At 63.4% G+C, this 24,210-nt stretch carries 21 protein-coding genes; 6 read left to right on the forward strand and 15 right to left on the reverse strand.

Going from position 1 to position 24,210, the window contains the following annotated elements:
* Positions 1-59 precede the first annotated feature (59 nt).
* The 3 genes from O148_RS0100645 to O148_RS13960 form a co-directional block, all read right to left on the reverse strand.
* A complete protein-coding gene (locus O148_RS0100645; RefSeq protein WP_035744173.1) occupies positions 60-728 on the reverse strand; it encodes an MOSC domain-containing protein in 669 nt (222 codons plus the stop codon).
* A 68-nt stretch (positions 729-796) separates the two neighbouring features.
* Positions 797-1,471: a response regulator gene (locus tag O148_RS0100650; protein ID WP_026529379.1), complete on the reverse strand. Its 675-nt coding sequence runs from the start codon at positions 1,469-1,471 to the stop codon at positions 797-799.
* Positions 1,468-3,486, reverse strand: coding sequence for an ATP-binding protein (locus O148_RS13960; protein WP_157374437.1), 2,019 nt, complete (start codon positions 3,484-3,486; stop codon positions 1,468-1,470). Before O148_RS13960 ends, O148_RS0100650 begins: the two co-directional genes overlap by 4 nt.
* A gap of 104 nt (positions 3,487-3,590) precedes the next feature.
* Here O148_RS13960 and O148_RS13965 point away from each other — a divergent pair, with 104 nt between their 5' ends.
* Complete coding sequence (locus O148_RS13965; RefSeq protein WP_035744175.1) at positions 3,591-5,063, forward strand: alanine/glycine:cation symporter family protein; 1,473 nt, start codon at positions 3,591-3,593, stop codon at positions 5,061-5,063.
* A 6-nt stretch (positions 5,064-5,069) separates the two neighbouring features.
* Here O148_RS13965 and O148_RS0100665 read toward each other — a convergent pair whose 3' ends face one another.
* The 5 genes from O148_RS0100665 to O148_RS0100685 are packed head-to-tail and all read right to left on the reverse strand — an operon-like array spanning position 5,070 to position 10,116.
* Positions 5,070-6,035, reverse strand: coding sequence for a siderophore-interacting protein (locus O148_RS0100665; RefSeq protein ID WP_026529380.1), 966 nt, complete (start codon positions 6,033-6,035; stop codon positions 5,070-5,072).
* A gap of 21 nt (positions 6,036-6,056) precedes the next feature.
* Complete coding sequence (locus O148_RS0100670) at positions 6,057-6,893, reverse strand: ABC transporter ATP-binding protein (RefSeq protein WP_035744177.1); 837 nt, start codon at positions 6,891-6,893, stop codon at positions 6,057-6,059.
* A complete protein-coding gene (locus O148_RS0100675) occupies positions 6,890-7,951 on the reverse strand; it encodes an iron chelate uptake ABC transporter family permease subunit (protein WP_026529382.1) in 1,062 nt (353 codons plus the stop codon). Before O148_RS0100675 ends, O148_RS0100670 begins: the two co-directional genes overlap by 4 nt.
* Entirely contained in the window at positions 7,948-9,066 is a 1,119-nt protein-coding gene (locus O148_RS0100680; protein ID WP_084156882.1) for a FecCD family ABC transporter permease, read from the reverse strand. Before O148_RS0100680 ends, O148_RS0100675 begins: the two co-directional genes overlap by 4 nt.
* Before the next feature lie 3 nt (positions 9,067-9,069).
* A complete protein-coding gene (locus O148_RS0100685) occupies positions 9,070-10,116 on the reverse strand; it encodes an ABC transporter substrate-binding protein (protein WP_026529384.1) in 1,047 nt (348 codons plus the stop codon).
* Between the two features lie 177 nt (positions 10,117-10,293).
* Here O148_RS0100685 and O148_RS0100690 point away from each other — a divergent pair, with 177 nt between their 5' ends.
* Both O148_RS0100690 and O148_RS0100695 read left to right on the forward strand, forming a co-directional pair.
* A complete protein-coding gene (locus O148_RS0100690; RefSeq protein ID WP_026529385.1) occupies positions 10,294-11,463 on the forward strand; it encodes an amidohydrolase in 1,170 nt (389 codons plus the stop codon).
* Entirely contained in the window at positions 11,426-11,893 is a 468-nt protein-coding gene (locus O148_RS0100695; RefSeq protein ID WP_026529386.1) for a hypothetical protein, read from the forward strand. Before O148_RS0100690 ends, O148_RS0100695 begins: the two co-directional genes overlap by 38 nt.
* A 71-nt stretch (positions 11,894-11,964) precedes the next feature.
* Here the strand turns inward: O148_RS0100695 and O148_RS0100700 are convergent, their stop codons facing one another.
* From O148_RS0100700 to O148_RS0100725, 6 genes are all read right to left on the reverse strand, one after another.
* Positions 11,965-13,140 carry a cystathionine gamma-synthase gene (locus O148_RS0100700; protein ID WP_157374438.1) on the reverse strand — a complete coding sequence of 392 codons (1,176 nt, stop codon included), beginning with the start codon at positions 13,138-13,140 and terminating at the stop codon, positions 11,965-11,967.
* 10 nt (positions 13,141-13,150) lie between these two features.
* Complete coding sequence (locus O148_RS0100705) at positions 13,151-14,527, reverse strand: cystathionine beta-synthase (RefSeq protein ID WP_026529388.1); 1,377 nt, start codon at positions 14,525-14,527, stop codon at positions 13,151-13,153.
* 126 nt (positions 14,528-14,653) lie between these two features.
* Positions 14,654-15,586, reverse strand: a complete 933-nt coding sequence (locus tag O148_RS0100710) for an EamA/DMT transporter family protein (protein ID WP_026529389.1) — start codon at positions 15,584-15,586, stop codon at positions 14,654-14,656.
* 223 nt (positions 15,587-15,809) lie between these two features.
* Positions 15,810-16,649, reverse strand: coding sequence for a carbohydrate ABC transporter permease (locus tag O148_RS13970; protein ID WP_051619655.1), 840 nt, complete (start codon positions 16,647-16,649; stop codon positions 15,810-15,812).
* Positions 16,650-16,659: 10 nt separating this feature from the next.
* Positions 16,660-17,538, reverse strand: a complete 879-nt coding sequence (locus O148_RS0100720; RefSeq protein WP_420805733.1) for a carbohydrate ABC transporter permease — start codon at positions 17,536-17,538, stop codon at positions 16,660-16,662.
* Between the two features lie 77 nt (positions 17,539-17,615).
* On the reverse strand, positions 17,616-19,013 hold the full coding sequence (locus tag O148_RS0100725; protein ID WP_084156886.1) for an ABC transporter substrate-binding protein: 1,398 nt from the start codon (positions 19,011-19,013) through the stop codon (positions 17,616-17,618).
* Positions 19,014-19,198: 185 nt separating this feature from the next.
* Between O148_RS0100725 and O148_RS0100730 the strand changes: the two genes are divergently transcribed.
* Positions 19,199-20,143 (forward strand): sugar-binding transcriptional regulator, encoded by a 945-nt coding sequence (locus tag O148_RS0100730; RefSeq protein WP_026529392.1) that lies wholly within the window; start codon positions 19,199-19,201, stop codon positions 20,141-20,143.
* Complete coding sequence (gene xylB / locus O148_RS0100735; protein WP_026529393.1) at positions 20,140-21,546, forward strand: xylulokinase; 1,407 nt, start codon at positions 20,140-20,142, stop codon at positions 21,544-21,546. The genes O148_RS0100730 and xylB overlap by 4 nt, the downstream gene beginning before the upstream one ends.
* 117 nt (positions 21,547-21,663) lie before the next feature.
* Here the strand turns inward: xylB and O148_RS0100740 are convergent, their stop codons facing one another.
* Complete coding sequence (locus O148_RS0100740; protein WP_084156888.1) at positions 21,664-23,184, reverse strand: mannitol dehydrogenase family protein; 1,521 nt, start codon at positions 23,182-23,184, stop codon at positions 21,664-21,666.
* A 168-nt stretch (positions 23,185-23,352) separates the two neighbouring features.
* Here O148_RS0100740 and O148_RS13975 point away from each other — a divergent pair, with 168 nt between their 5' ends.
* Positions 23,353-24,186 carry an alpha/beta fold hydrolase gene (locus O148_RS13975; RefSeq protein ID WP_051619656.1) on the forward strand — a complete coding sequence of 278 codons (834 nt, stop codon included), beginning with the start codon at positions 23,353-23,355 and terminating at the stop codon, positions 24,184-24,186.
* The last annotated feature ends 24 nt before the right edge of the window (positions 24,187-24,210 follow it).

Here is a 24,210-nt window from a genome sequence, read left to right on the forward strand (position 1 = left end):
CCCAGAGTTGGGTCATATCAAGGGGATTACCGAAAGGTGAACCCCTCTAGTCTACGCCCTCATGCCGGATTGCCGGAAATGCGCGCGAACTGGCGGGCGATTTCTCGGTGCACAAATTCCAACTCGCCGCTCGTGTAGGAGGCGAGCAACGCCGTCGTTCTTTGGTCGGTGCGGTCGGTGAACCAGTCATAAAGGCTGACGCCGTGGCTGGGTGCCGGGCCCACCTCGATCGAGTCTCCGGCTCGGATGCTGCCGGTACTGATCACGCGCGCATATGCGCCGGTGAGTCCCACCTCGGTGAAGCGTTTGACCCATTTTTCCTCGCCGAGCCAGCGTTGGAAGGTCGCGCAGGGGGTGCGCGGGGCCGTCACCTCCAATTCCACCTCGCCTATGCGCAGGCGCTGGCCAAAATACAGGTACGACGCCGTTAATCCCCTGGTGCGCAGATTCTCGCCAAATACTCCGGCTGGCAGGTCGCGGCCGAGTTCCTCGGCCCACCGATCGGCGTCTTCTTGCGCGTAAATATAGACCGCTTGGGCTTCGCCGCCGTGGTGCGCGCGGTCCGCTTGGACGTCCGCGCGCAGTCCCAACTTGTGTACGCGGACCGGGCCGTCGACGGGTTGCTTGTCGATGGCGGTGACGCCGACCGATCCGGCGTCGGGGCGCAATTCCTTGACAACGCAGACGTGGGTGAGCGTTGGCGAGGGGCGAGCTTCGGTGGTGTTCATTACTGGTGAGACTAGCGCACGGGTGTGACATTGAAGTTTTTTCGGCGAGTGTATGACGTCCCGCACCGCTAGGGCATCAGCCGGTAACCCATCCCGGCTTCGGTGATGATGTGCCGCGGATTGGCGGGATCTGGTTCGAGTTTGCGGCGCAATTGGTTCATGTACACCCGCAAATACTGGGTTTCCTTGGCGTAGGCCGGGCCCCACACGTTATGTAAAAGTTCCTGCTGGGTGACCAGCCGGCCAGGGAATTTGGCGAGATTTTCCATGAGCTTCCACTCGGTCGGGGTGAGCTTGACCTGCTCGCCCTTGCGGGTGACCTGCTGGTTGAGGAGGTCGACGGTGAAGTCGCTGGTTTCGACTTCCGGGTCCTCGCGGACTTGGGTGCGGCGGCGCGAATGGGCGCGCAGCCGGGCCAGGAGTTCGTCGAGACCAAAGGGTTTCGTGACGTAGTCATCTGCGCCGGCGTCCAGAGCCTCCACTTTGTCCTCGCTCCCCTGGCGTGCCGACAGCACGACGATCGGGACGTCGCTGAAAGCGCGTAAACGGGGGATGACATCCATGCCGGAGAGTCCCGGGAGCCCCAAGTCGAGGAGCACAATGTCGGGGGCCTTCTGTGCGGCCATTTCCAGCGCGCTCTCCCCGTCGGCCGCGAGCACGGTGGCGTAGCCGTGGACCTTGAGGTTGATGTGGAGCGCTTGGCGGATCGCGGTGTCATCATCCACGATGAGCACGGTCGTCACGGCCTGTCCTCCTGTCCGGTGCGGTGTCCGGTGGGGCGTTCGGCGCGGTGTCCGGCGCGGTCGCCTCTGGATGCGGGCGAACCGTGGCCGGTGGAGAGCGGCATTGAAATAATCATGGTGAGCCCCCCGCCCGGTGTGTTTTCGGCGCGCACGCTACCGCGCATCGCAAGCGCAAATCCGCGCGCCACGGCAAGGCCGAGGCCAATGCCCTGGGTGCTCGAGTCATCGTTGAAGCGTTGGAACGCGTCAAAGAGCCGCTGACGTTGGACCTCGGTGATGCCCGGGCCGCGATCAATAATCCGAATCGAACCCATGGGGTGAGAGTCGGTTCCTGGCTGGCCCTGGTCGCTCGCGAGCGCAGTGACTCTGACATTGTCGCCGCCATACTTGATCGCGTTTTCGAGGACGTTGGCGATGACGCGCTCCAGCATCCCGGGGTCCGCATCGATCAGCGGAAGATTGTCAGGCAATTCCGGGCGTAGGTGGGTCACGTCGATGCCTCGCAGCGCGCGGGCCATGACGTCATTCCAGGAGACGCTTTGGGTGAGCGGCGCGACGGTATCTCCGGCAATGCGGGACATGTCTAAAAGGTTTTCCACCAGGGCATTGAGCCGGTCGCTGGACTCTTCGATGGTGCCCAAGAGTTGGCGTTCATCCTCTTTGTCAAAGGTGACGCCGGGCTGTTGCAACGCGCTGGCCGAGAGCTTGATGGCGGTGAGCGGGGTGCGCAAATCGTGTGAGACGGCCTGAAGGATAGCGGTGCGCATCGAGTTGCCCTCCTGCAACCGCACGTTTTCCTGGCTTGCCTGTTGTAGTTTTTCGCGTTGATACAGCGCGACCAGGTAGGCGCCAAAGGCGCGAAGCATGCCCAGATCCTCGGGAGCGAGCCTGCGCCCACGGACCGCAACGATCATCCCGTCATCCAGTGGCTCCACGGAGACGGCGTCACCCGTCTCCTCGCCGTGGCCATCGGCGCGGCTCTCGACGTGGCCCTCGGCGTCGTCTTCCACCTCGCCGAGGCCCAGCGCCGCCAGCGTCCCGGTGTCCGGCTGCGCGCCATTGCTGTCCGCCAAACGCTGCCACACCCCATCCCCGTCCGCCTTGATCAAGAGCGCCGCGTATGACGCCCGAAAATACTCCCGCACTCGTTCCAAATACGTGCTGGCCGAATGATCCAGGGTGATCAGCCCTCGCGCGACCTCGCTGAGCGCAGCCGCCTGAGCGCCTTTGAGCGACGCCATCTTGTTGCGCTTGGAGGACAGGCCCACCACCAGGGACACCGCGAGCGCGACCACTAAGTACAGCACCAACGCCAGCAAGCTGGGCGGATAATTGACGTGGAAGGAGCCGATCGGCTGTGTCGAGTACAGGTTCACCATCAACGCGCTAACCACAGCCGCCACGAGCGCAGGCCACAGGCCGCCAATAATGGCAACCAGTACCACCGCTGTCAGGTACACCATGAGATCGATCGATTGCGGTTCCAGTTTGGGCCCAAAGACCACGAACTGCAGGAAGAGCGGCAACGCGAGCGCCAGGACAAACCCGATCAGCATGCGCGCCCGCGGCATGCTCCCCCACCGCAATGGCGCTGGCGCCACCACGGGAGAGGCTTGCGGCGCGACGAGCACCGACATGCCGGGAATAGCGGCGGCCTGGCGCACCACGGTGGGGGTGAACCCGGTGGAGCGCAACCGCTCCCACCATCTCGTCTGTAAATCCGGGACAACAAGAACATTGGCACCAAGGTCGTTTGCGGCCTCGACCACCGTCCGCGCGGCGTCATCGCCCTCGCTGATTCGATGCACCGGCAAGCCAGTTTCTGCGATCGCTGTGTCCACGGCGCGCTTTGCCATCTCCGGCCCGCGGTCTCGGCGCGGCTGCACTCGAATAATGTGCATTGTGACGGGCTCATCGGCCCGCAATCCGGTGCGCGCCAGTTGCCGCGCCCGCTCAAGCAAGGAGGCAGGATCGGTGCCCTCGAGGACGGCGACAGCCATGACAACCGTAGCCACAAACCACCCCTTTCAACTCGCAGTTTAACTCTGTACGTGTAAGGATTCTCTCAATACATCTTGCACCCGAGCATGCCCTTCACTTGCATGTGGAATGAGGAATCATGGACGCTGTCGTCGATTTTATTAGCACTGTAGGCGGCTGGGGGTGGACGTGGATCATTCTTCCCGTCCTAGCCATCGTGGGCATTTACTTCACAATAAGATCCGGAGTCGTCCAAGCCCGTCTGCTCCCCCAAATGGTCAAGACCCTGGGCGATAAGGCCCTCGTCAATGATCAGGGCGAAAAGAAGTCCATCTCCTCCTTTCAAGCCTTCACCGTCTCGGCCGCTTCGCGCGTCGGTGCCGGTAACGTGGCCGGCGTCGCGGTAGCCATTGCCACCGGCGGGCCCGGCGCCATTTTCTGGATGTGGCTCATGGCCTTCATTGGCGGCGCGTCCAGCTTCGTCGAGTCCACCCTCGGCCAGCTCTACAAGGTACGCGGCAAAGACGGCTACCACGGCGGACCGGCGTACTACATGCAACGCGGGCTCGGCCAGCGCTGGCTCGGCATTATTTTCGCGATTGTGCTGATCTTCTGCTTCCCGTTCGCATTTTCCGCGTTGCAAGGCAACACCATTAACGCCTCCATCATGGGCGCCATGCCCGGCGCAGACCCGGTCGCCGTCTCCTGGACCGTGGCAATCGTGTTGGCGGTGCTCTCCGGCCTGGTCATCTTCGGCGGCATCCGCCGTATTGCCAACGTGACCGACAAGCTGGTCCCGATCATGGCGCTCGCCTACGTTCTCATCGGCATCATCGTCGTCATCACCAACATTGGCGAGCTTCCCCGGGTCATCGGCAGCATCTTCTCCGAAGCGTTCAACTTCCAGTCCGCGGTTGGCGGCTCGCTCGGCGCGGTCATCTTGATCGGCGCGCAGCGTGGCATGTTCTCCAATGAGGCTGGCCTCGGCTCGGCCCCGAACGCCGGCGCCACCGCATCGGTGACGCACCCCGTCAAACAGGGTCTTGTGCAGACCCTCGGCGTCTACTTCGACACCTTCATCATTTGCTCGGTCACCGCGTTCATCATTCTCTCGGCGACCCCGGAAGCAGCCGGCACGGGCGACCGCGACTCCGGCATCCAAATCACCCAAAACGCTCTGGTTCAGAATTTGGGCGCCGCCACCGGAATCATTCTCGCCATCATCATTTTCATGCTGGCGTTCTCCTCCATCCTCGGAAACTATTACTACGGCGAATCCAATATCCGCTTCATTACCGAGAACAAAACCGTCATGCTCGTCTTCCGCATCGTGGCGATCGCCGCGGTGGTCTTCGGCACCGTCGCGACCACGAGTGCGGTCTGGGACCTGGCCGACAACTTCATGGGCGTGATGGCTTTGATCAACCTGGTTTCGATCGCGCTCTTGGGCGGCATTGCCATGAAACTGCTCAAGAACTACACCGCACAGGTGAAAAATGGGAAGGACCCGGTTTTCCTCAGCTCGCAAATGCCAGAGCTCAAGGGCGTGGAAAGCTGGGAAGAGGAGGACGTCACCACGAGCGAGATCCCCGTGGTGCGTCGCCGCCGGTAGCCGAGCCTAGTCGCGTTCGGCTTTTCCGTACCGCCAGTACCCCATGAACGCGACCTGCTTGCGGTCCACGCCCAGCTCCCGCACCAGGTAGCGGCGCAGTTCGCGGACCATCGCGGCCTCCCCGGCAATCCAGGCGTACAACCCCTCGGTGGGCTGCCCGCCAAAATACTCGGGGGTTTCCCACAGGATTTCTTCATCCACGTTCACCTCGCGGATTTCCTGAGGTTCGACGGCGTTGCCCCCTTCCCCGGCATTCTCACCAAAAGCGTGGCGCACCGCCGGGATCAGCTGGGTGCCGTGGGTTTCGCCGTGGCGTGCGAGCCAGGTGATGGCCATGTTTTCCGGGGCGGCGAGGTCAAGGAAGTCCTCCGGGGTCGGCACTTCCAAGAGCACGCTGCCGGTGGTGGCCGGATCGAGTTCTTCGAGGATCGCGGCAATGGCGGGGAGCGCCGTCTCGTCTCCGACGAGGAGCATGTTAGTGGAGGCGCCGGGTTTGAATTCGATGCCCTGGCACTCTCCGGCCGCGAGGCTCGGTCCTAGAATGGTGAGCGCATCGCCCAGTTGGGCATTTTGCGCCCAGTATCCGGCCGGACCGGATTCGAGGCTTTCACCGGAGTGCAGCACAAAATCGATGTCGAGTTCGCCGACGTCGCGACGAACGGTGCGCGCGGTGTAGGTGCGCATGTAGCCGCGTTCGCTGGCGTCCATTTGGAGCCAGAGCTGATACCAGGAGTGTCCCTCTCCTCCCTGGTCAAAGAGGGCGTTGAAGTCGGGGAGCTTTTTACCGGCGTTCGGGATCATGGCCTTGATGCGCAAATCCAGGGTGCGGCCATCGAGGTCGCCGCCGAAGTCGGAAAATTCCGGACTCTCCAGTGTGATGCGCCGCATCGACGGGCTCAGATCCTCGATGCGGGACACTCGTGATTCGAAGGCCCGGATGGTGCGCACCTTTGCGGGGGCTGACGTGCTCATGATTCTCCTTTTTCTTCTGCGTTAGGCTCTCGTGTGGCCCGGGGTGCGGGCGGTGTGTTTGCTGTGCGGAATGATGAGGGGCGCCCCGGTCAGCGGGTCGCGGGTGATCGCCGAGTCCAGTCCGAAGACATTGCGGACGGTGGCTTCGGTGATGACCTCGTGGGGGCTTCCGGCCGCCGCAATGCTTCCCTCTTTCATGGCGATCATGTGATCCGCGTAGCGCGAGGCGAGATTGAGTTCGTGGAGGACCATGACCACCGTGGTTCCGCGTTCCTGATTGAGATCCGTAATGAGGTCGAGCACCTCGATCTGGTGGGCCAGGTCGAGGTAGGTTGTGGGCTCGTCCAGTAGCAGGAGGGGAGTTTCCTGGGCCAGCACCATCGCAATCCAGACGCGCTGGCGTTGGCCGCCGGAGAGTTCATCGATGCTTCGCTCTGCCAGCCCCGCGGTACCGGTGAGGTGCAAGGCTCGGGCGAGGGCGTCGTCGTCGTACTCGGTCCACTTGCGGAAGAAGCCTTGGTGAGGGTAGCGCCCGCGCCCAACCAATTCGGCGACGCTCACGCCTTCGGGCGCGAGCGGAGTTTGCGGGAGAAGGCCAAGGCGTTGGGCCACGTAGCTGGAGCGTTGTTGGTGGATGTCTTTGCCGTCCAGAATGACGGTGCCGCCCGCCGGCGCAAGAAGCCGGGACAGGCCGCGCAGCAGCGTCGACTTGCCGCAGGCGTTAGCGCCGACAATGGCGGTGATTTTGCCCTGCGGGATGACCAGGTCGAGATCCTTGACGACGCTCCGGTCACCGTAGCCGAGGCTCAGTTGGCTGGTTTCGAGGGTGGGGTTCAAATTCACGGGATGCTCTTTCATGATTTCTTGGCTCCGCGGGCGAGGAAGGCGAGTAGGAACGGAGCCCCCGCCGCGCCGGTGATGACGCCGACCGGAAGGACCAGCGCGCCAAGCATGTTGGCGCCGATATAGTCGGCCGCGAGCACGATCGAGACGCCAACAAGGGCGGAGGCGATGAAGCTGGTACGTCCGCCCATAATGCGGCTGGCGATCGGGCCGGCGAGGAACGCGACAAAGGCGATCGGCCCGGTGGCGGCGGTGGCGATGGCCGCAAGGGCAACGGCGGTGACAATGAGTGCGAGCCGGGTGCGCGCAACGTTGACGCCTAGCCCGGCGGCGAGATCAGGTCCCAGTTCTAGGGCACGAAGTTTGTGGGAGAGATAGCCGGTTGCCGGTAGAAGGATGAGCGCGCCGAGGGCAACCCAGCTCAGGCGCTCCCAGGTTGCGGCACTGAGGGACCCGGCGAGCCAAACAATCGCCTGCTGGGCGAATTGATAGTCGGCGCGCTGCATCACGAAGACAATGAGGGCTTGCATCATGGCGGCGACGCCGATTCCCATCAGGATGAGTCGGTTGCCGTTGTCGCGCCCGGCAAGCCACGTGATGGTGAGCGCCAGGATGAGCGCACCGGCGATGGCGGCTGTGGACAGGAGTGCACCGGTGGCGCCGAAGAAGACAATCGCGATGACCGCGCTGGCGCTGGCGCCGCTGGAAATGCCGATGATGTCCGGGCTTGCCAGCGGGTTGCGGAGCATGGTTTGGAAGATGGTGCCCGCAAGCGCGAACATGATCCCCACGAGGGCGCCCAGCAGGGCCCGCGGGAGTTTCACCTCCATCACAATGAAGGTCGCGCCGGGAATGTCAGAGCCAAACAGTAGCCTAAAAAAGTCAGGCACGGTGACGGTGAAATTGCCGAGGAGAATGCTGCAGGCGAGAAGCGCGAGGGCCAAGACAGCCAGCGACGCGAGTCGCCACATCCGCGAGCGGCGTTCCTTGAGGCGAAGTGCCCGCAAATGAGGGGAAGGGAGTGATGCGGCTGCGGGACCGGGTAGGGGGCGCGCGCTCGTCTTCAGGCTCATAGCGAGGCCGCCTTGCGTCGGCGCACCAAATAAATGAATACGGGGGCACCCATAAGCACGGCAATGATTCCGGCGGGAACTTCGCCTGGGGGCAGGACAATCCGTCCAATGATGTCGGCGGAGAGCAGGACTATGGGCGCGCTCACGATGGAGAACGGCAACAGCCACCGGTAGTCGGCACCAATTAACGCTCTAAGGGCGTGCGGCACCACGAGCCCCACAAAGGCGACCGGACCGGCTATGGCAGTCGCCGCGCCGCACAGGATGACCACGCCGAGCGCACAAAGGGCGCGACCCCACCCGACATTTTGGCCAAGACCGCGGGCCATGTCATCGCCCAGAGCCAAGGCGTTGAGAAGCTTGCCGGTGCCCAGCAGAATCAACGCGCCCACGGCCATGAAGGGCGCAAGCTGGGCAATGTCATCCCAGCTCACTCCGGCCACAGAACCGGTCTGCCAGTTGCGGTAGCTGTCTAACGCTTCGCGATTGGAGATGAGTAGCGCGTTCAGCAGCGAGATGAGCCCGGCGGACAGTGCGGCACCGGCGAGCGCCAGCTTGATTGGGGTGGCGCCCTCGCGTCCCACGCTCGCAACCGCGTAAACGATCACTGCGGCGAGTGCTGCACCCGCAAAGGCGAACCAGACCGAACTGGCGGTTGAGCTCGCGCCGAAGAGCACGACACCGGCGATGACCGCGACGGCGGCACCGGCGTTCACGCCCAAGATGCCCGGATCGGCGAGCGGGTTTCGCGCTATTCCTTGCATGGCCGTGCCGGCGAGTCCCAAACAGACACCGACGAGGATGGCCGCCACGGTACGCGGGATACGCAATTGGATGACGGCAAAGTCGGGGTTGGTTTGATTGGCAGGGGAGGTGAGTTCATTGAATTTGCCGAGAGCCGCCCAGACCGTATCCACGGGTACCGCGCGTGCGCCGACGGCAAATGAGATGCCGCTCAGTGCCACAACCAGACCCAGCAGCACTGCAAGGACAAGCAGTCTTTTCTGTGCGGAACGGCGGGGCGGGGCCGGCTGGCTATGCAAAGCCTCGGTCCCAGCGTCAGCGCGTTTCGCCCTGGTGTCTGTGGATGCGACGTGGGTGGTCTGGGCACTCATGGTTTAGGCGTTCTTGAGGGCCTCGGCGAATTGCGGAACAAATTTTTCCAGTCCCCAGCGGATGCCAAGCGGGGTGGAAACGGTAAGCGAGTTATTGGTTGCAAGGTCTGGTTCGGCGACGTAGGAGCCACGCTTGAGTGCCGGGATCTGGCCGATGAGCGGATCATTGATCGCCGCTTCCTTGGGTTGCCCGTCCGGCACCCAGTTGATGACCAGGTCCGCTTCGAGTTCCTTTGCCCGCTCGGGTGCCCAGGGCTCGGTGACGTTGAACCCGTTGGCAATCGCTTTCTCTATCACGGGTGAGACGCTCAGACCAAGGTCTTTCATGATGAGGCTGCGGGCGTCATTGGGGCCGTAGATCCATAGCGGCGAGGCGCTCCCGGGCGAAATTGCCGTCGAGATGAAGGTCTTGCCCTTGATTTCCGGGTACGCACCGGCTTGGTCCTTAATGAATTGCGTTGTCTCATCGACAAGCTGTTTCGCTTTGGCGCTTTGCCCCAGAGCCTGACCAACCATGGTGGTGGCGTCTTGCCAGCTGGTTGACCAGGGCTTTCCCGGATATGCCAGGGTTGGGGCGATCTTGGAGAACTGTTCGTAATCCTCCTTGGTCAGACCGGAGTGGACACAAATAATGAGGTCGGGTTGCGCTTTGGCGACCTCGACGTAGTTGTTGCCGTCGGCGGTGGAGTACTGCACGGGCGCTTTTTCGCTCCCCCACTCGACGCCGAGCGCTTTCATCGCCTCGTCCGTCCAGGGCATGGAGCCGTTTTCATTGGCGCCCCATGTCTCTAGCGGGGCCGCGACCGGGATCACCCCGTAGCCGAGCGCAAGGTCTAGGCCGCCCCACCCCGCGGCCACAACCCGGGTCGGAGCCTTTTCAATAATCGTTTCTCCGAAAGCATGCTGGATGGTGACGGGGAAGGAATCGGTGCTCATCGCCGTCGTGCTTTGCTGCGCGCCATTGGCGCTTCCGGTGCTGCACGCGGCTATGGTGGGTGCGGCAAGCAAAAGTGCGCCAAAGCTCAGGGCGCGACGGCGGGTAATTTCCATGGTTTCCTTCGATCGAACTGTCGGTTAGGTCTACCTAACCTAAGCCAGCCTAACGCACGCCCCGCGAATTAGAAAACAAAACCGTGACCTAATTCACCGAGGATGCGGCAGGCGAAAAGGTCGGATTATTCGGGTACGTTGGTGTTACACCCCATTCGCGCGAAAGAAGGAAGTGCTGTGGCTGCTCTTGCCATTACTAACGCCCATGTTGTCCCGGTGGAAGGCGAGCCGTTTGACGGTGCCGTCGTGGTGGAGGACGGGCGGATTGTCGCGCTCGGCGCGGATGTGAGCGCACCCGAGGGAGCCGAGGTCATTGACGCGGCGGACAAATGGGTGGTCCCCGGCTTTATTGACGCGCACACGCACCTTGGCACGCATGAGGAGGCCGAGGGGTGGGCCGGCAATGACACGAATGAAATGACCGATCCGAACACTGCCGGTGTCCGGGCGCTGGATGCCATTAACCCGTTTGAGATGGGTTTTGATGATGCGTTGGCCGGCGGCGTCACAACCGTCAACGTCAATCCGGGTTCGGGCAACCCCATTGGCGGGCTGACCGTGGCGCTGCACACGCACGGGCGGCGCGTCGACGAGATGGTTTTGCGCTCGCCCAGCGGTTTGAAGAGCGCGTTGGGTGAGAACCCGAAGCGCGTGTACGGCGATCAGAAGAAGACCCCATCCACACGGCTGGGTACCGCGTGGGTGTTGCGAAAGGCGTTTACCGACGCCAAAAACTACCTGGAAAAGGACGATGCCGAGGCCGATCCGCGGCTCGAGGCGCTCGCGGCCGTATTGCGCCGGGAGATCCCGTGGCGTCAGCACGCGCACCGCGCCGATGACATTGCCACCGCCCTGCGCATCGCGGAAGAGTTCGGCTATGAGCTGGTGCTCGATCACGGGACCGAGGCGCACGTGTTAGCCGATGTGCTGGCCGAGGCTGGCGTGCCGGTGTTGATCGGTCCGCTTTTTACTTCCCGGTCCAAGGTCGAGTTGCGCCAGCGTTCGCTCGCGAATCCGGGCAAATTGGCCGCGGCCGGGGTCGAGATTTCCATCATCACCGACCACCCCGTGGTGCCGATTCACTTCCTGGTGCACCAGGCGACGTTGGCGATCAAAGAGGGCCTGGATCGGGATGTGGCTATGCGGGCGATTACCATCAACCCGGCCCGGGTCATGGGCGTTGCCGACCGGGTGGGATCTCTTGAAGTGGGCAAAGACGCGGACCTGGTGGTCTGGAGTGGGGATCCTCTGGACGTCATGCAACGGGCCGAAAAGGTGTTCATTGGCGGGAAGCCCGTATACGAGTGGGATGCCGAGTCTGGGCGTGGTGTCGTTGCCGAGCGGTAAGGGTTCTGGTAGCGCGGCGCGCCCCGCGCCGAAGTTGCTTGACGCCCCGGGCACGATCCATTTCTCCCGGTTCATCTGGAGTGCCGTGGTCATTGCGCTGCTCGCGTTCGGCATCGCTTTCATTGTTGGCGGGATTCAGCGCACGTCCCCGGAACAGAGCGTGGGGCTGATCCCGCTCGGCTCTCTGGTTGGCGGGCTCGGGCTGGTGGTCGGATTCTTCTTGCTGCTGATGCTGCGCGGGCGCCGCGCCGGACGCGAAATGCTGACCACCTTGGCGATTGTCGCCGGTATCCCGATGCTGATTCGCGGCATCCCGGGACTGTCGGTGGTGGCCGTGTGCATGCTGCTCGCCGCCGCGGCGCTGTGGGCACCGGCAAGCCGAGCCTACTTTAAGAAGTGGGACCCCAAGCCGCCGCGCAAGCGCCGCTAGCTCCTCCCTCGGATCGGCGGTTCAGGAGGCTCCGGCGTGGGCGGCCCGGCGGCTCAGCCGGCTCAGCCGCTTTAGGCCCGCTCGATCGCCTGCTCTAAATCGGCCAGCAAATCGTCCACGTCTTCGAGTCCCACCGAGAGCCGCAACAGGTCATCGGGCACAGCCAACTCGGTCCCTTTCACCGAGGCGTGCGTCATTTCGCTGGGGTAGTTCATGAGCGATTCCACCCCGCCAAGCGATTCCGCCAGCGTGAACAACCGCGTCGACTCCGCTACGGCTCGCGCCACCTGCGCTCCCCCGGCAAATTGCACCGACACCATGCCGCCAAACCCGCGCATTTGCCGCGCCGCCACCTCGTGCCCGGGGTGTGAATCCAGCCCTGGGTAATACACCGCACTCACCTCGGGACGCTCGCGCAAATACTCGGCGACCCGTTGCCCAGAGGCAGAGTGCCGGTCCATCCGCACGCCCAGCGTCTTGATGCCACGCGTGGTCAGCCACGCATCCATCGGCCCGGACACCGCGCCCACCGCAAACTGCACAAACTTTACCCGCTCGGCGAGGTCCGCGTCCGAGGTCACCACCGCGCCGCCCACCACATCGGAGTGCCCACCGAGATACTTCGTGGTGGAATGCACGACGGCGTTGGCCCCCAAAGCGAGCGGGTTCTGCAGATAGGGGGTTGCGAAGGTATTGTCTACGACCAACGTGGCACCGGCACGAGCAGCGATCTCCGCCACGGCGGCGATGTCGGTGATCTTCATGAGCGGATTGGATGGCGTCTCGACCCAGAGCATGGTCGGCTTGTCTGCCGCCACGCGCGCGGCAAGCGCATCGATATCACTCATGTCCATGACATCCGCCTTGATCCCCCACGGCTCAAGCACGCGAGCGAAGAGACGATACGTTCCTCCGTACACATCATTGCCCATCAGGACCGTATCTCCGGGTTTGAGCGCGGCCCGAATCAGCGCATCTTCTGCCGCGAGCCCGGAACCAAACGAGTATGCGAACTGCGCGCCTTCCAGAGCCGCGAGTTGCTCCTGAAGCGAGTCTCGGCTCGGGTTGCCGCCGCGCGCATATTCATACCCGGAGCGCAATTGTCCGATGCCATCTTGGGCGAAGGTCGAGGTTTGATAAATCGGTGGGATAACGGCGCCGGTGACCGGATCCGGGGTTTGCCCGGCGTGAATAGCGCGGGTGTTGAAGCCGTCGGCGCTCACATTGGGGGCCTGTGATTCGCTCATGGTTTTCCTCCTACTCGTTCACAAAGCTCAGCAAGTCGTGTCGGGTCAAAATTCCAATCGGCGCACCCACAAACGTGACCATCAACGCGTCGGTGTCCTGCAACCGCTCCCAGGCGCTGGAGATTGCGTCCAGGGAGCCGATGACCGGCATCCGCTCGCCCATGTGATCGGCAATCTTGTCGCTCAGGCGCGCTTCGCCGCGGAAGACCTTCTCCGTCAGCTCCCGCTCATCGACCGAGCCCACAACTTCTCCCATCACCACCGGCGGCTCTTGGGAGAGCACCGGCAAGTTCGAGACCCCGTATTCCTCCATGATGGCAATGACATCGCGCACGCTTTCCCCGGGGTGAGTGTGCACCAGATCGGGCAGTTTCCCGGTCTTCGCGCGCAGCACGTCGCCAACGTTGACGTCGTCTTTGGCGTCTAGAAACCCGTAGGAGCGCATCCAGGAGTCATTGAAGATCTTGCCGAGATATCCGCGGCCAGAGTCCGGGAGCAAAATCACCATGACATCCTCTGGCCCGAGCTCGGCCGCCGCCCGGAGCCCCGCGACCACCGCCATCCCCGAGGACCCGCCGACAAGCAGTCCTTCTTCCCGCGCGAGTCGGCGGGTCATGTCAAAGGACTCCGCGTCGCTGACGGCGATGACCTCGTCCGGCACTGTGGGATCATACGCGTCGGGCCACATGTCCTCGCCAACGCCCTCGACAAAATAGGGGCGTCCGCTCCCGCCGGAGTAAACCGAACCTTCCGGATCGGCACCGATAATGCGCACCGGCCCCGAGTCCCTATCTGCCGAGACCTCCTTCAAATACCGCCCGGTGCCGGTGATGGTGCCGCCGGTACCAATACCGGCCACAAAATGCGTCACGCGCCCGTCGGTGTCCGCCCAGATTTCCGGTCCCGTCGAGGCGTAGTGCGCCGCCGGACCTCCAGGGTTGGAGAACTGGTCCGGCTTATATGCCCCCGGCGTCTCCGCGGTGATACGGTCCGCCACCGAGTAATAGGACTGCGGGCTGTCCGGCGCAACCGAGGTCGGCGTCACCACAACCCGCGCCCCGTACGCCTCCAGCACGTCTCGCTTGTCTTGCCCCACCTTGTCCGGCACCACAAACACGCACTCGTAGCCGCGTTGTTGCGCGATCAGCGCCAGCCCCACGCCCGTGTTCCCGCTGGTCGGCTCGACAATTGTCCCGCCCGGCGCCAGTTCGCCGGACGCCTCCGCTCGCTCGATGAGCGAGGCCGCAATGCGGTCCTTCACCGAGCCGCCGGGGTTCATGTATTCGACCTTGACGAGCACCGTCGCGGCAATGCCTTCGGTGACCTTATTGAGCTTTACGAGTGGCGTGTGACCGATCAGGTCCACCACGGATTCGGCATACTTCACAATCCCCAAGCCTATCGCCGCAACCGCGCACCTCCCGCACCGCTCTTCACCGCCGTTCATCCGCCAGTTACTTTTTCATCCGGCAATTGCGGCATGAAAACGCAATTAGCGGATGAGCGCGGAGAATTACGACGGCGTTGCTCGCCCCGAGCGCGCAGCGATCACTCCCAGCATGCCCAGCAGAGTGACGCAGAGCGCGATCCACTGAAGCAAATTAGGCAACGCGCCCAGCCCGAACAGTGCCGACAGCAACACCACGGCCGCCGGAACCACCAGAGCGACAACGGCGGCAACGATCGCGCCGTCTCTGACAATGATTGAGTGCTGAAGCAGGTAGGCAGGAACATAGATCAGCACTCCCAGAGTCACAAGCACCACGAGCGCTCCCATGGACAAGGTGTCGCCCGCTGAGATGGAGGCAATGGCCCACACCAATAGCGGCACCGCGCCGAGGGCAAAAATTGGCAGAATGCGTCGCACCATTGGCGAGCGGGAGCCTCTATTCCATCGACCAAAAAGGACCCCATACCAGGCCATCGAGATCATGGCCGCCGCGGCACACACGATTCCCCAGGCAAACGAACTCGCCGCGGGTGCACCTGCAACACGTGAATTCTGAGCGATGAATACGAGTGCCCCGAGGATGGCCGTCATCGTTCCACCGAAAACGACTCGACTGGGCCAGCGACGCTCCCACACCTGCTCGATCAGCAGAACGGCAGCGGGAGTAAGCGCCATGATGAGCGCAGGGACGGTAGTGCCGGCGAGGGCAATGGCGGCGGTAGAGAATACCGTGTACAGGCTCACCCCCAACAGCGACAAGACCGCGACGCGCCACCACTTGATCGGCTCCGCTGGCCGCTCGGCTGACCGCCGTGGTGACCGCAACCGTGCACGGCCGCCGGTCCACCCCGCCAACAGACCCAGACCGGCAACGGCAAAAACCACTCGCCCGGCAGAAGCTAGGGCGACAGACGTACCCTGTAGCGCCACCGCGACCAGCACCCAGGTCATCGCGAGCAGCAGCACAAGTGATACGGACTGCACCAGAATGCGCACCGACCCGCCCTTCCCTTTGTCCGGTGTGAGCTCATCCCCACGTTCCCATCCCGCTTCCGGGCCGGTGACCGAACGGTGCCGGTGAGCGTGCGTCGGGAAGTCGGGGACGCGCCGTCGTGCTTCACGCCTTAAAGCTACCCGCGTTTCGCATCCCTGTACCGCAAATTACGAGCCGTATATGGCTCTCAAAACGCGGTATGGGGATGCGAAACGAGGGAAGGGGTTACTTGACCGCGCCCATCGACAAACCACGCACCAGCTGGCGCTGCGCGATCCATCCGGCGATGACCACCGGCAGCGAGGCGAGCACGGATGCGGCCGAGAGCTTGGCAAGGAACAATCCCTCGGAGGTCATTTGAGAGACCAGGAACACCGGCACGGTTTGCGCCCGGGCGGCGGTAAGGTTTAGCGCGAAGAAGAACTCGTTCCAGGCGAAGATCACGCAGATGAGCGCGGTCGCGGCGAGCCCCGGGGCCACCATCGGCATCAGTACCGTGCGCAGCGTTTTGAGCAGCCCGGCGCCGTCGAGCTGGGCGGCCTCCAAGACTTCCTCCGGCACCTCCTCGAAAAACGAGCGCATCATCCACACCGCAATCGGCAGGTTCATCGCGGTGTAGAGGATGATGAGCGTGAACACGTTGTCAAGCATTTTGAGTTGCCCGGAGATCACGTAGATCGGGATGATCACCGCCACCACCGGCAACATCTTGGTCGAGATGAAGAAGAACAGCACGTCCTGGGTCTTTTTGACCGGCCGGATCGAGAGCGCGTAGGACGCCGGCACCGCGAGCAAGATCACCAGGATCGTGGAGACGCCGGTCGCGATCAGTGAGTTCAAGAAGTACTGGCCCGCGCCGCTGTTCAGCAGCGCGGCATACTGGTCAAAGGTCGGCTCGAAAAAGAACTTCGGCGGGTTGGATGCCGCGTCCGCTTCCTGCTTGAAGGACGTCACCACCATCCACACCACCGGGACAAACACCAGCAGCCCGATCAGCCAAGTGAGCGTGGTCAGCGCCGACGCGCCAACCTTGTTTCCGCGTTGCACGGTCTCAATTTGTGCCATAGGAAAGTCCTTAGTTGTTCTTCTGGTCGAAGCTGCGGAAAATCAGGCGCAGGGCAAAGGTGGCGACAATGATCGTCGCGATCACCACAATCACGCCCATCGCCGAGGCCTGGCCAATGTCGAATCCGAGGAACGCGCGCTGATAAATGTAGAACGGCAGGTTCGCACTGGCGGTGCCGGGCCCGCCGGCGGTCATCAAGTAAATCTGGTCGAAGGTGTTCACCACGTAGATCGCGCCGAGCAGAATGCCAAGCTCAATGTAGCGGCGCAATTGCGGCAACGTCACCGACACGAACGTGCGCCACGCCCCGGCGCCGTCCATCGACGCCGCCTCCAGCACGTCGCGCGGCTGCGCCTGCAACCCGGCGAGCACCAGCAGCATCATGAACGGCGTCCACTGCCACACGAGCGAAAACAGGATCGAGATGATCGGGAACTGGGTGGTCCATGCGACCGGCGCAATCCCGAACAGCCCCAGGAACCAGTTGACCAGTCCAAAGTCCGGGTTCAGCATCGACACCGACCACAACAGCGATCCGGCAACCGGCATGATCAGATATGGCGTGATCATCATGGTGCGCACAATGCCCTGACCGCGGAATTTGCGGTCCAGCAGCAGCGCAAACACAATACCGAGCAGCATCGACACAATCACGCACGCGAGCGTGATCAGCACCGAATTGAACGCCGCCTGCCGGAACACCGCATCCTGAAAAATGTCGATGTAGTTCTGGAACCAGACAAATTGCTCGCCGCCGGGGCGCAGCAGGTTCCAGGACTGCAGCGAGTACCAGATGGTCAGCAGGAAGGGGACTTGGGTGACGATGATGGTGAAGATGAGTGCGGGCAACAATGGAGCACGACGACGCCACGCCTCAGCTCGGCTCATCCCACCTTTATTTTTACTCACCTTGAGCGCGGCCTTCTGCTGCTCGCGCCGGTGATGGCGGTCAACCAGGGTGGTGCTCATCGGTTCTGCCCTTCTCTCTGATAGCTCGCCCCGACGGTTTGGGCGTAGCGCTGCGACTGAGCAAGCGCATCATCGATGCTGGTTTGACCGGCGATGCTGGCCGAAATTTGTTGGGCGACCCGGGTACCGAGATCTTGGAACTCCGGGATGGCCACGAACTGGATACCCTCGTACGGAACCGGTTCGGTCATGGTGTTTTCCTGTGTCGCATTCTGCATAGCGTTCAGGGTGGGTTCCGCGTAAGCCTGGGACACCTCGCGGTATTCGGGAATTTCGTAAGTGGACTGGCGGCTGCCGGGCGGGACCCGCTCCCAGGCGATCTCTTCGCCGACCAAACGCATGTATTCCTTGTTGGTCATCCACTGGATGAAGCTCCACGCCTCGTCCTTGACTTGGGAGGTCGCCGGGATAGCGAGCGACCAGGAATAGAGCCACCCGGCGGCGTCCGTCTTATTGGTCGGCGCCGGCGCGTACCCGACTTTGCCCGCAACCAGGGACCCGTTCGGGTCTTCGACGGAGGAGACCATGGCGGTCGCGTCATACCACATGGCGGTTTGGCCCTGGGTAAATCGGGTGATGCAATCGCCGTAACCGGAGGTCGCAGCGCCGGGTTGGCCAAAGTCCTGCAGCAGTTTGACGTAGGCGTTGACGGCCTCTTTGACGTCGGCGCTTTCCAATTGCGCGTTCCAGTCCATGTCAAACCAGCGGCCGCCATAGGTATTGATGACCGTATCGAGCGGAGCCATGACCTCGCCCCACCCGGCCAGTCCGCGCAGCACAATGCCGGTGAAGTTCTCTTGCGAACCGTCCAAGGTTTGGGCAAAGGAGCGGATGTCCTCCCAGCTCGGCGCCGTGGGCATCACCAAGCCGGCTTGCTCAAAGAGGTCTTTGCGGTACGCGACGAAGCTGGATTCACCGTAGAAAGGCACCGAGTAGAGGTTGTCCTCATAGGACAGCGCGGCCCGGACCGAGGGGATGAAGTCAGCCGGATCGTAGCCTGCGGTGCCCTCCGCGTAGGGTTGCAGGTTGGTGATCCACCCGTTCTTGGCCCACTGTGCGGTCTCGTAGTTGGAAATCATGACGACATCGAATTCGCCGCCCTGGGTCGCCACCGAGGTGGTGATCTTGGCGCGCGCCTCGTTCTCCGGAAGCGACACAAATCGCGGGTTGATATTGGGGAACTTGTCCCGGAAATCCTGTTGCAAGGAGATGGCGTCGGTCATTTGCGGGTTGGACACGATCGCCACCACAATGTCCTTTTGCGAACCGGAGCCGCTCGGCGCACATCCGGCGAGCGAGAGCCCGGCCGCGGCGCCAAGGCCCAAGGCGCCGGCCAGAGCGCGCCGCCGGCTGATCGGCGTGGAACTCCATGATGGTGGGGGTGAAAGCCTCATTGATTCCGTCCTCGTTTGCGCGAGTGGTGCATCCGCACCGCGCCACGCCCTGTCCATGCTACTGCTCAATTGAGCAAACCGTAACGCTCATTTGATACCTGACTCTACTCAGTTATACTCATTTGAGCAATAGCTACCGCTCAAAAGTTTCACCCTTGAGCGCCGATCGAAGATCTGGAGTCTCCATGACCGAGGCCTCACACTTGCAACTCCTGGTCGATATCGGCCGCGATCACTATCTCTTGGGCAAATCCAAGGTGGAGCTCTCCAACGCCTACAACATCTCGCGTTTCCACGTGGCCCGCCTCCTCGATGAAGCGCGCGCACTCGGCATTGTGCGCATCGAGGTCGGACTCCCGGCCACATTGCAAACCCCGAGCGAGAACGGTCTCGCCGCGCGCCTGGGCATAGACCGCCTCATCATCGCCGGCAGCAGCGACGACTTCGATGCCAACCGCCCGGCCCTCGCCAAGGCGACCGCCCGCGAAATCGAGACCGCGTGCACGGCGGGCCAGACGCTCGGCATCTCCTGGTCCCGCACCCTGGACGCAGCCGTCCAAGAGGTCACCAGCATGCCCAAGGTCAACCTCGTCCAACTCGCCGGCGCCCTCCCCACCAATTCCTCGGCGAGCCCGTTCGAACTCGTGCAACGCCTCCGCAATCTCTCCGGCGGCCGCGCCTGGCCGCTCTGGGCCCCGCTCATCGTCGATTCGGCGGCCACCGCCCGCGGGCTCCGCTCACAACCGGAAATCAAGGCCGCACTCACCCAGGCCAACCACCTGGACGCCGCCGTCGTCGCGATCGGCGCCTGGGCGCCCGAGCGCTCCACGGTCTGGGATTACGTGGGAACCAAGGAGCACCGCGCCGCCACCCGCGCGGGCGCCATCGCCGAGTGCTCCGCGCGCCTCTACAACCAGGACGGCACACCGGTCGCCACGGAACTGGGCGACCGCGTCATCGCCGTCACCTTGGAACAACTCGCCAAAACCCCCAAGGTCATCGCGGTGGCGCGCGGCACGGCAGCGGCCGAAGGCATCCTCGCGGCCGCCAAGGGCGGATTTATTACGACGGCGATAGTCGACTCGCCGCTCGCATCTCGCCTTTCCGAGCTCTTGGGAGATGCGGCATGAGGGCTGTCGTCGGTGTGGATTCGTCGACACAGTCCTGCAAGGTGGTCGTGGTTAATGCCGAATCCGGTGAGGTGGTGCGTCAGGCGAGCGTCGCGCACCCGGAGGGCACCGCCGTCGATCCTCACGCCTGGACCGCGGCACTGAGGCAAGCATGGGATGACGCCGGAGTCGAGAACGTGGATGAGCTACTGGGCGTGAGCGTTGGCGGGCAGCAGCACGGCATGGTGGCGCTTGACCACGATGGCGAGCCGGTGTTTGACGCGCTCTTGTGGAATGACACGCGGAGCGCGGCGCAGGCGGAGCGGATGGTTGCCGAGCGCGGGGTGCCGTTTTGGGTGGCGACGGTCGGATCGGCACCGGTGGCATCGCTGACGTTGACCAAGCTGGCGTGGCTGCGCGAGGCGGAGCCCGCGGTGGCCGCGCGGGTGGCAAGCGTGGGGCTGCCGCACGATTTTCTCAACCTGCAATTGACCGGCGAGTTGTTTACCGATCGCTCGGACGCGTCGGGGACCGGGTACTTTGATCCGGCGTCGGGGACGTATCTGCCGGAGTTGCTGGAAGAATACTTCGGCGCGGTGCCTCAGCTGTCGCGAGTAGTCGCGCCGGGCTACGCAGGTGGGACATTGTCCGCGTCCTGGAGCACGCGGCACGCGGGTACGCCGGTTGCCGCCGGCGCCGGTGACAATGCGGCGGCCGCCCTGGGGCTTGGGCTCGAGCGGGGCGATGTGGCCGTGTCGATTGGCACAAGCGGCACCGTTTTTGCCTCGACGGATAGGCCTGTTGCCGACGCGACCGGCGCCATCAACGGTTTCGCCGACGCGACCGGGCGATTCCTTCCACTGCTGGCGACATTGAACGCGGCGCGAGTATTTACGGCGACGGCTGAGATGTTGGGCGTCGATTTGGCGGAGTTCGATCGGCTCGCGAGCGAGGGTGCTCCCGACGCGGACGGCCTGACCATGATCCCGTATTTGGACGGTGAACGCAGCCCCAATCTGCCGGACGCGACCGGTGCGCTTCTCGGTCTGACACGCGCGGGAATGTCTCCGGAAAACTTGGCGCGCGCTGCGGTGCTCGGGGTCCTCGCCTCGCTGGCCGAAGGGTTGGAGAAGCTCAAGGCGCAGGGCGTCCCTGTGGAACGGGTTCTGCTCATTGGCGGCGGCTCGAAGTCCCGCTCGGTTCGCGAGGCGAGCGCTTCCATGTTTGGCGTTCCTGTGGCGGTTCCCCAACCTCACGAATATGTGGCCCTTGGTGCGGCGCGGCAAGCGATGTGGGCGGCAACCGGCGAGCTGCCGAATTGGCGTCCGGCGCTTACCGAAGAAATGACGCCGTGCGGAGACTGGGCCGCAGAGACCCTCGGCCGTTATCGCGACGCCCGCGAGCGCCTCCACCCAGGTTCCTAGCGCGAGTCCTCATCTCGTGTTCTCGCGAGTTGCCATGTACAACGCTTTCGCCTGCGCCATACGCGTTGCATATGGCAACTCGCGAACCGCGGAGCCAGCACCTGACCTCCACAAACTCTAGGTCAGCAACTCGATCGTCGCCTTGGCACCCCTTTGATGCAGCACCGCGAGTGCCGCCTGATACGCCTCCACAAACCGCGGCTCACCCGCCAATGGCCCAAACAACTCCTGATTGCGCACAAACGCCAACGCGTCCTCGCCCTGCGAAGCTGCCGCGGCCATGCGCTCCTCGCGAAGCCGATCCACCACCTCAATCGCGGCACCAACCTCATCCGTCCCTTCGGCGTACCGCGCCCAGGAGGCGACGATTCCCGCCGAACGCAACACCTCGCCGTCGTTCTTTAAATTCTCTATGATCACCGGCACAAGCCACTTGGGGATCCGGTCCGAACTCTCCGCCGCCAGCCGCGCGACGGTGTCCTTGATGTGCGCGTTGGAGAAGCGCTCGATCAGCTGGGTTTTGTACTCGTCCAGGTCGATGCCGGGCACGGGCCGGAGCGTCGGCGTCGCCTCGCGGTCCATGTACGCGCGCAGGAACGCGGCAAATGCGGGGTCTTGGGCGACCTCATGCGCGTAGGTGTACCCGGCGAGCCGCCCGAAATAGGCCATCCCCTGGTGCGAGGCGTTGAGCAGCCGCAGCTTCATGAGCTCATACGGCTCCACGTCCGCGACGACCTGCACCCCCGCGTCCTCATACGGCGGCCGCCCGTCCGTGAACGAGTCCTCCAGCACCCACTGCGTGAAGTCCTCGGAAACCACCGGCCACTCATCGGCAATCCCGTAATCGGCGGCGACCATCTCAATGTCCGCGGGCGTGGTGACCGGCGTGATCCGGTCCACCATCGAATTCGGGAACCGCATGTTGGCGCGCATCCACTCGCCGAGTCCCGGCTCGCTCAGCTCGGCAAACGCGGTAAACATGGCCTCGGCAGTGTGCCCATTGCCTTGGATATTGTCGCAAGACATGATGGTGAGCGGCTTGGTACCAGATGCACGACGGCGTTTAATCGCCTCGGTCACGAGCCCAAAGACAGTGCGTGGCTGAGTGGGATTGTCCAGGTCGGCACGTATTGCCGGATTGCTCGCGTCGAATTCGCCGGTCGACTGGTTGAAGTTGTAGCCGCCTTCGGTCACGGTGAGCGAGACGATTTTGGTGTCCGGATGTGCGATGCGCTCGATCACTGCGTTCGGGTCATCGGGGGCGAAGAGGTACTCGACGATGGAGCCGATGACGCGGGGATCCTGTGTGCCGTCGGGGGCTTTCGTCACGAGGGTGTAGAGGCAGTCTTGGTCCGCCATGACGTTTTTCATGCGCTCGTCGCCGTGCAGGACGCCGACCCCGCACAACCCCCAGTCCAGCGCTTTGCCCTGGTTCATGAGGCGGTCCAGGTACATGGCCTGGTGTGCCCGGTGGAAGCCGCCAACGCCAAAATGCACAATCCCGACCGCGACCTTTGTCCGGTCATACGCGGGTAGACCGACCTCGGGTGAGCGATCCGCAATGGCCGCAAGGTTCGCCTGGTTTAGGGGTATTGCGGGGGCGGCTTGTTCGTGGGCGGCGTCGGATTCCGGATTCATAACCCCAGCCTACTCGCGTCTACTCATATGAGCAATGCCTTACGCTCACATGAGCACCCCGCTCCCCCTTCCGCCACTCATCCGCTAATTGCGTTTTCATCCGGCAATTGCGTCATGAAAATGCAATCAGGGGATGAACCGCGGTCGGGGAGCGGGGAGAATGGTGGCATGGACGCGACCCGAACGCTCAGCGAACGCAACATCGGCACCAGCGGCGGCGCTCTGCACCTTTACGAGTGGATGCCAAGCGAGCGTTCCGGCACTGAGGCCGTCGCCTTGTTGCTACACGGCGGCCCCGGTCTCTGGTTCAACCTCGACGACCTTGTGCCGCTTTTGCCGCCCACGCACACCGTGATCGGTTACGACCAGCGCGGATGCGGCCACTCCACAGGGACCGGCCCCTATTCATTGGACCAGCAAGTCGCCGACGTCGACACCGTCCGTGCCGCTTCTGGCGCCGAAACCGTGTGCATTCTCGGTCATTCCGCCGGGGCGAATCTGGCTCTTGCCTATGCCATGACCTTCCCACACCGGGTACGGTCGTTGACCTATCTCAGCGGCACGGGGATCGGCGACTGGCGCCCCGATTACCGCTCCGAAAGAGAGCGGCGCCTCGGCCCCGAGCGGCTAGCAAGACTCCGCGAACTGGGCCAGCTCGCCACAAGGAACCCGGCGCAAGAGCGTGAGTTCCGCCTGCTTTCCTGGTGCACCGATTACAGTGACGTCGAGACCGGGCTCGCCCTCGCCGAGCATGACGCCGATGCGACGTTTGCCATCAACGTGGATGCCAACAAGAGCATTGGCGACCCCGATTTCTCGCAACTGTCCGCGATCGAGGTGCCTATCGCCGTCGTACATGGGGAAGCCGACCCGCGCCCATACTGGAGCGCGAAAATGCTTGCCGATGCCCTCCCGAGCGCCACTTTCACCCTCATCCCGAACGCGGGACACAACCCGTGGCGGGAAAACCCGGACGCGACCCGCGCCGCCCTCCTCATTTGACATCCCCGTACCGCACAAATTGAG

The sequence above is a fragment of the Haematomicrobium sanguinis DSM 21259 genome (assembly GCF_000688395.1).
Classification (GTDB): Bacteria; Actinomycetota; Actinomycetes; order Actinomycetales; family Micrococcaceae; genus Haematomicrobium; species Haematomicrobium sanguinis.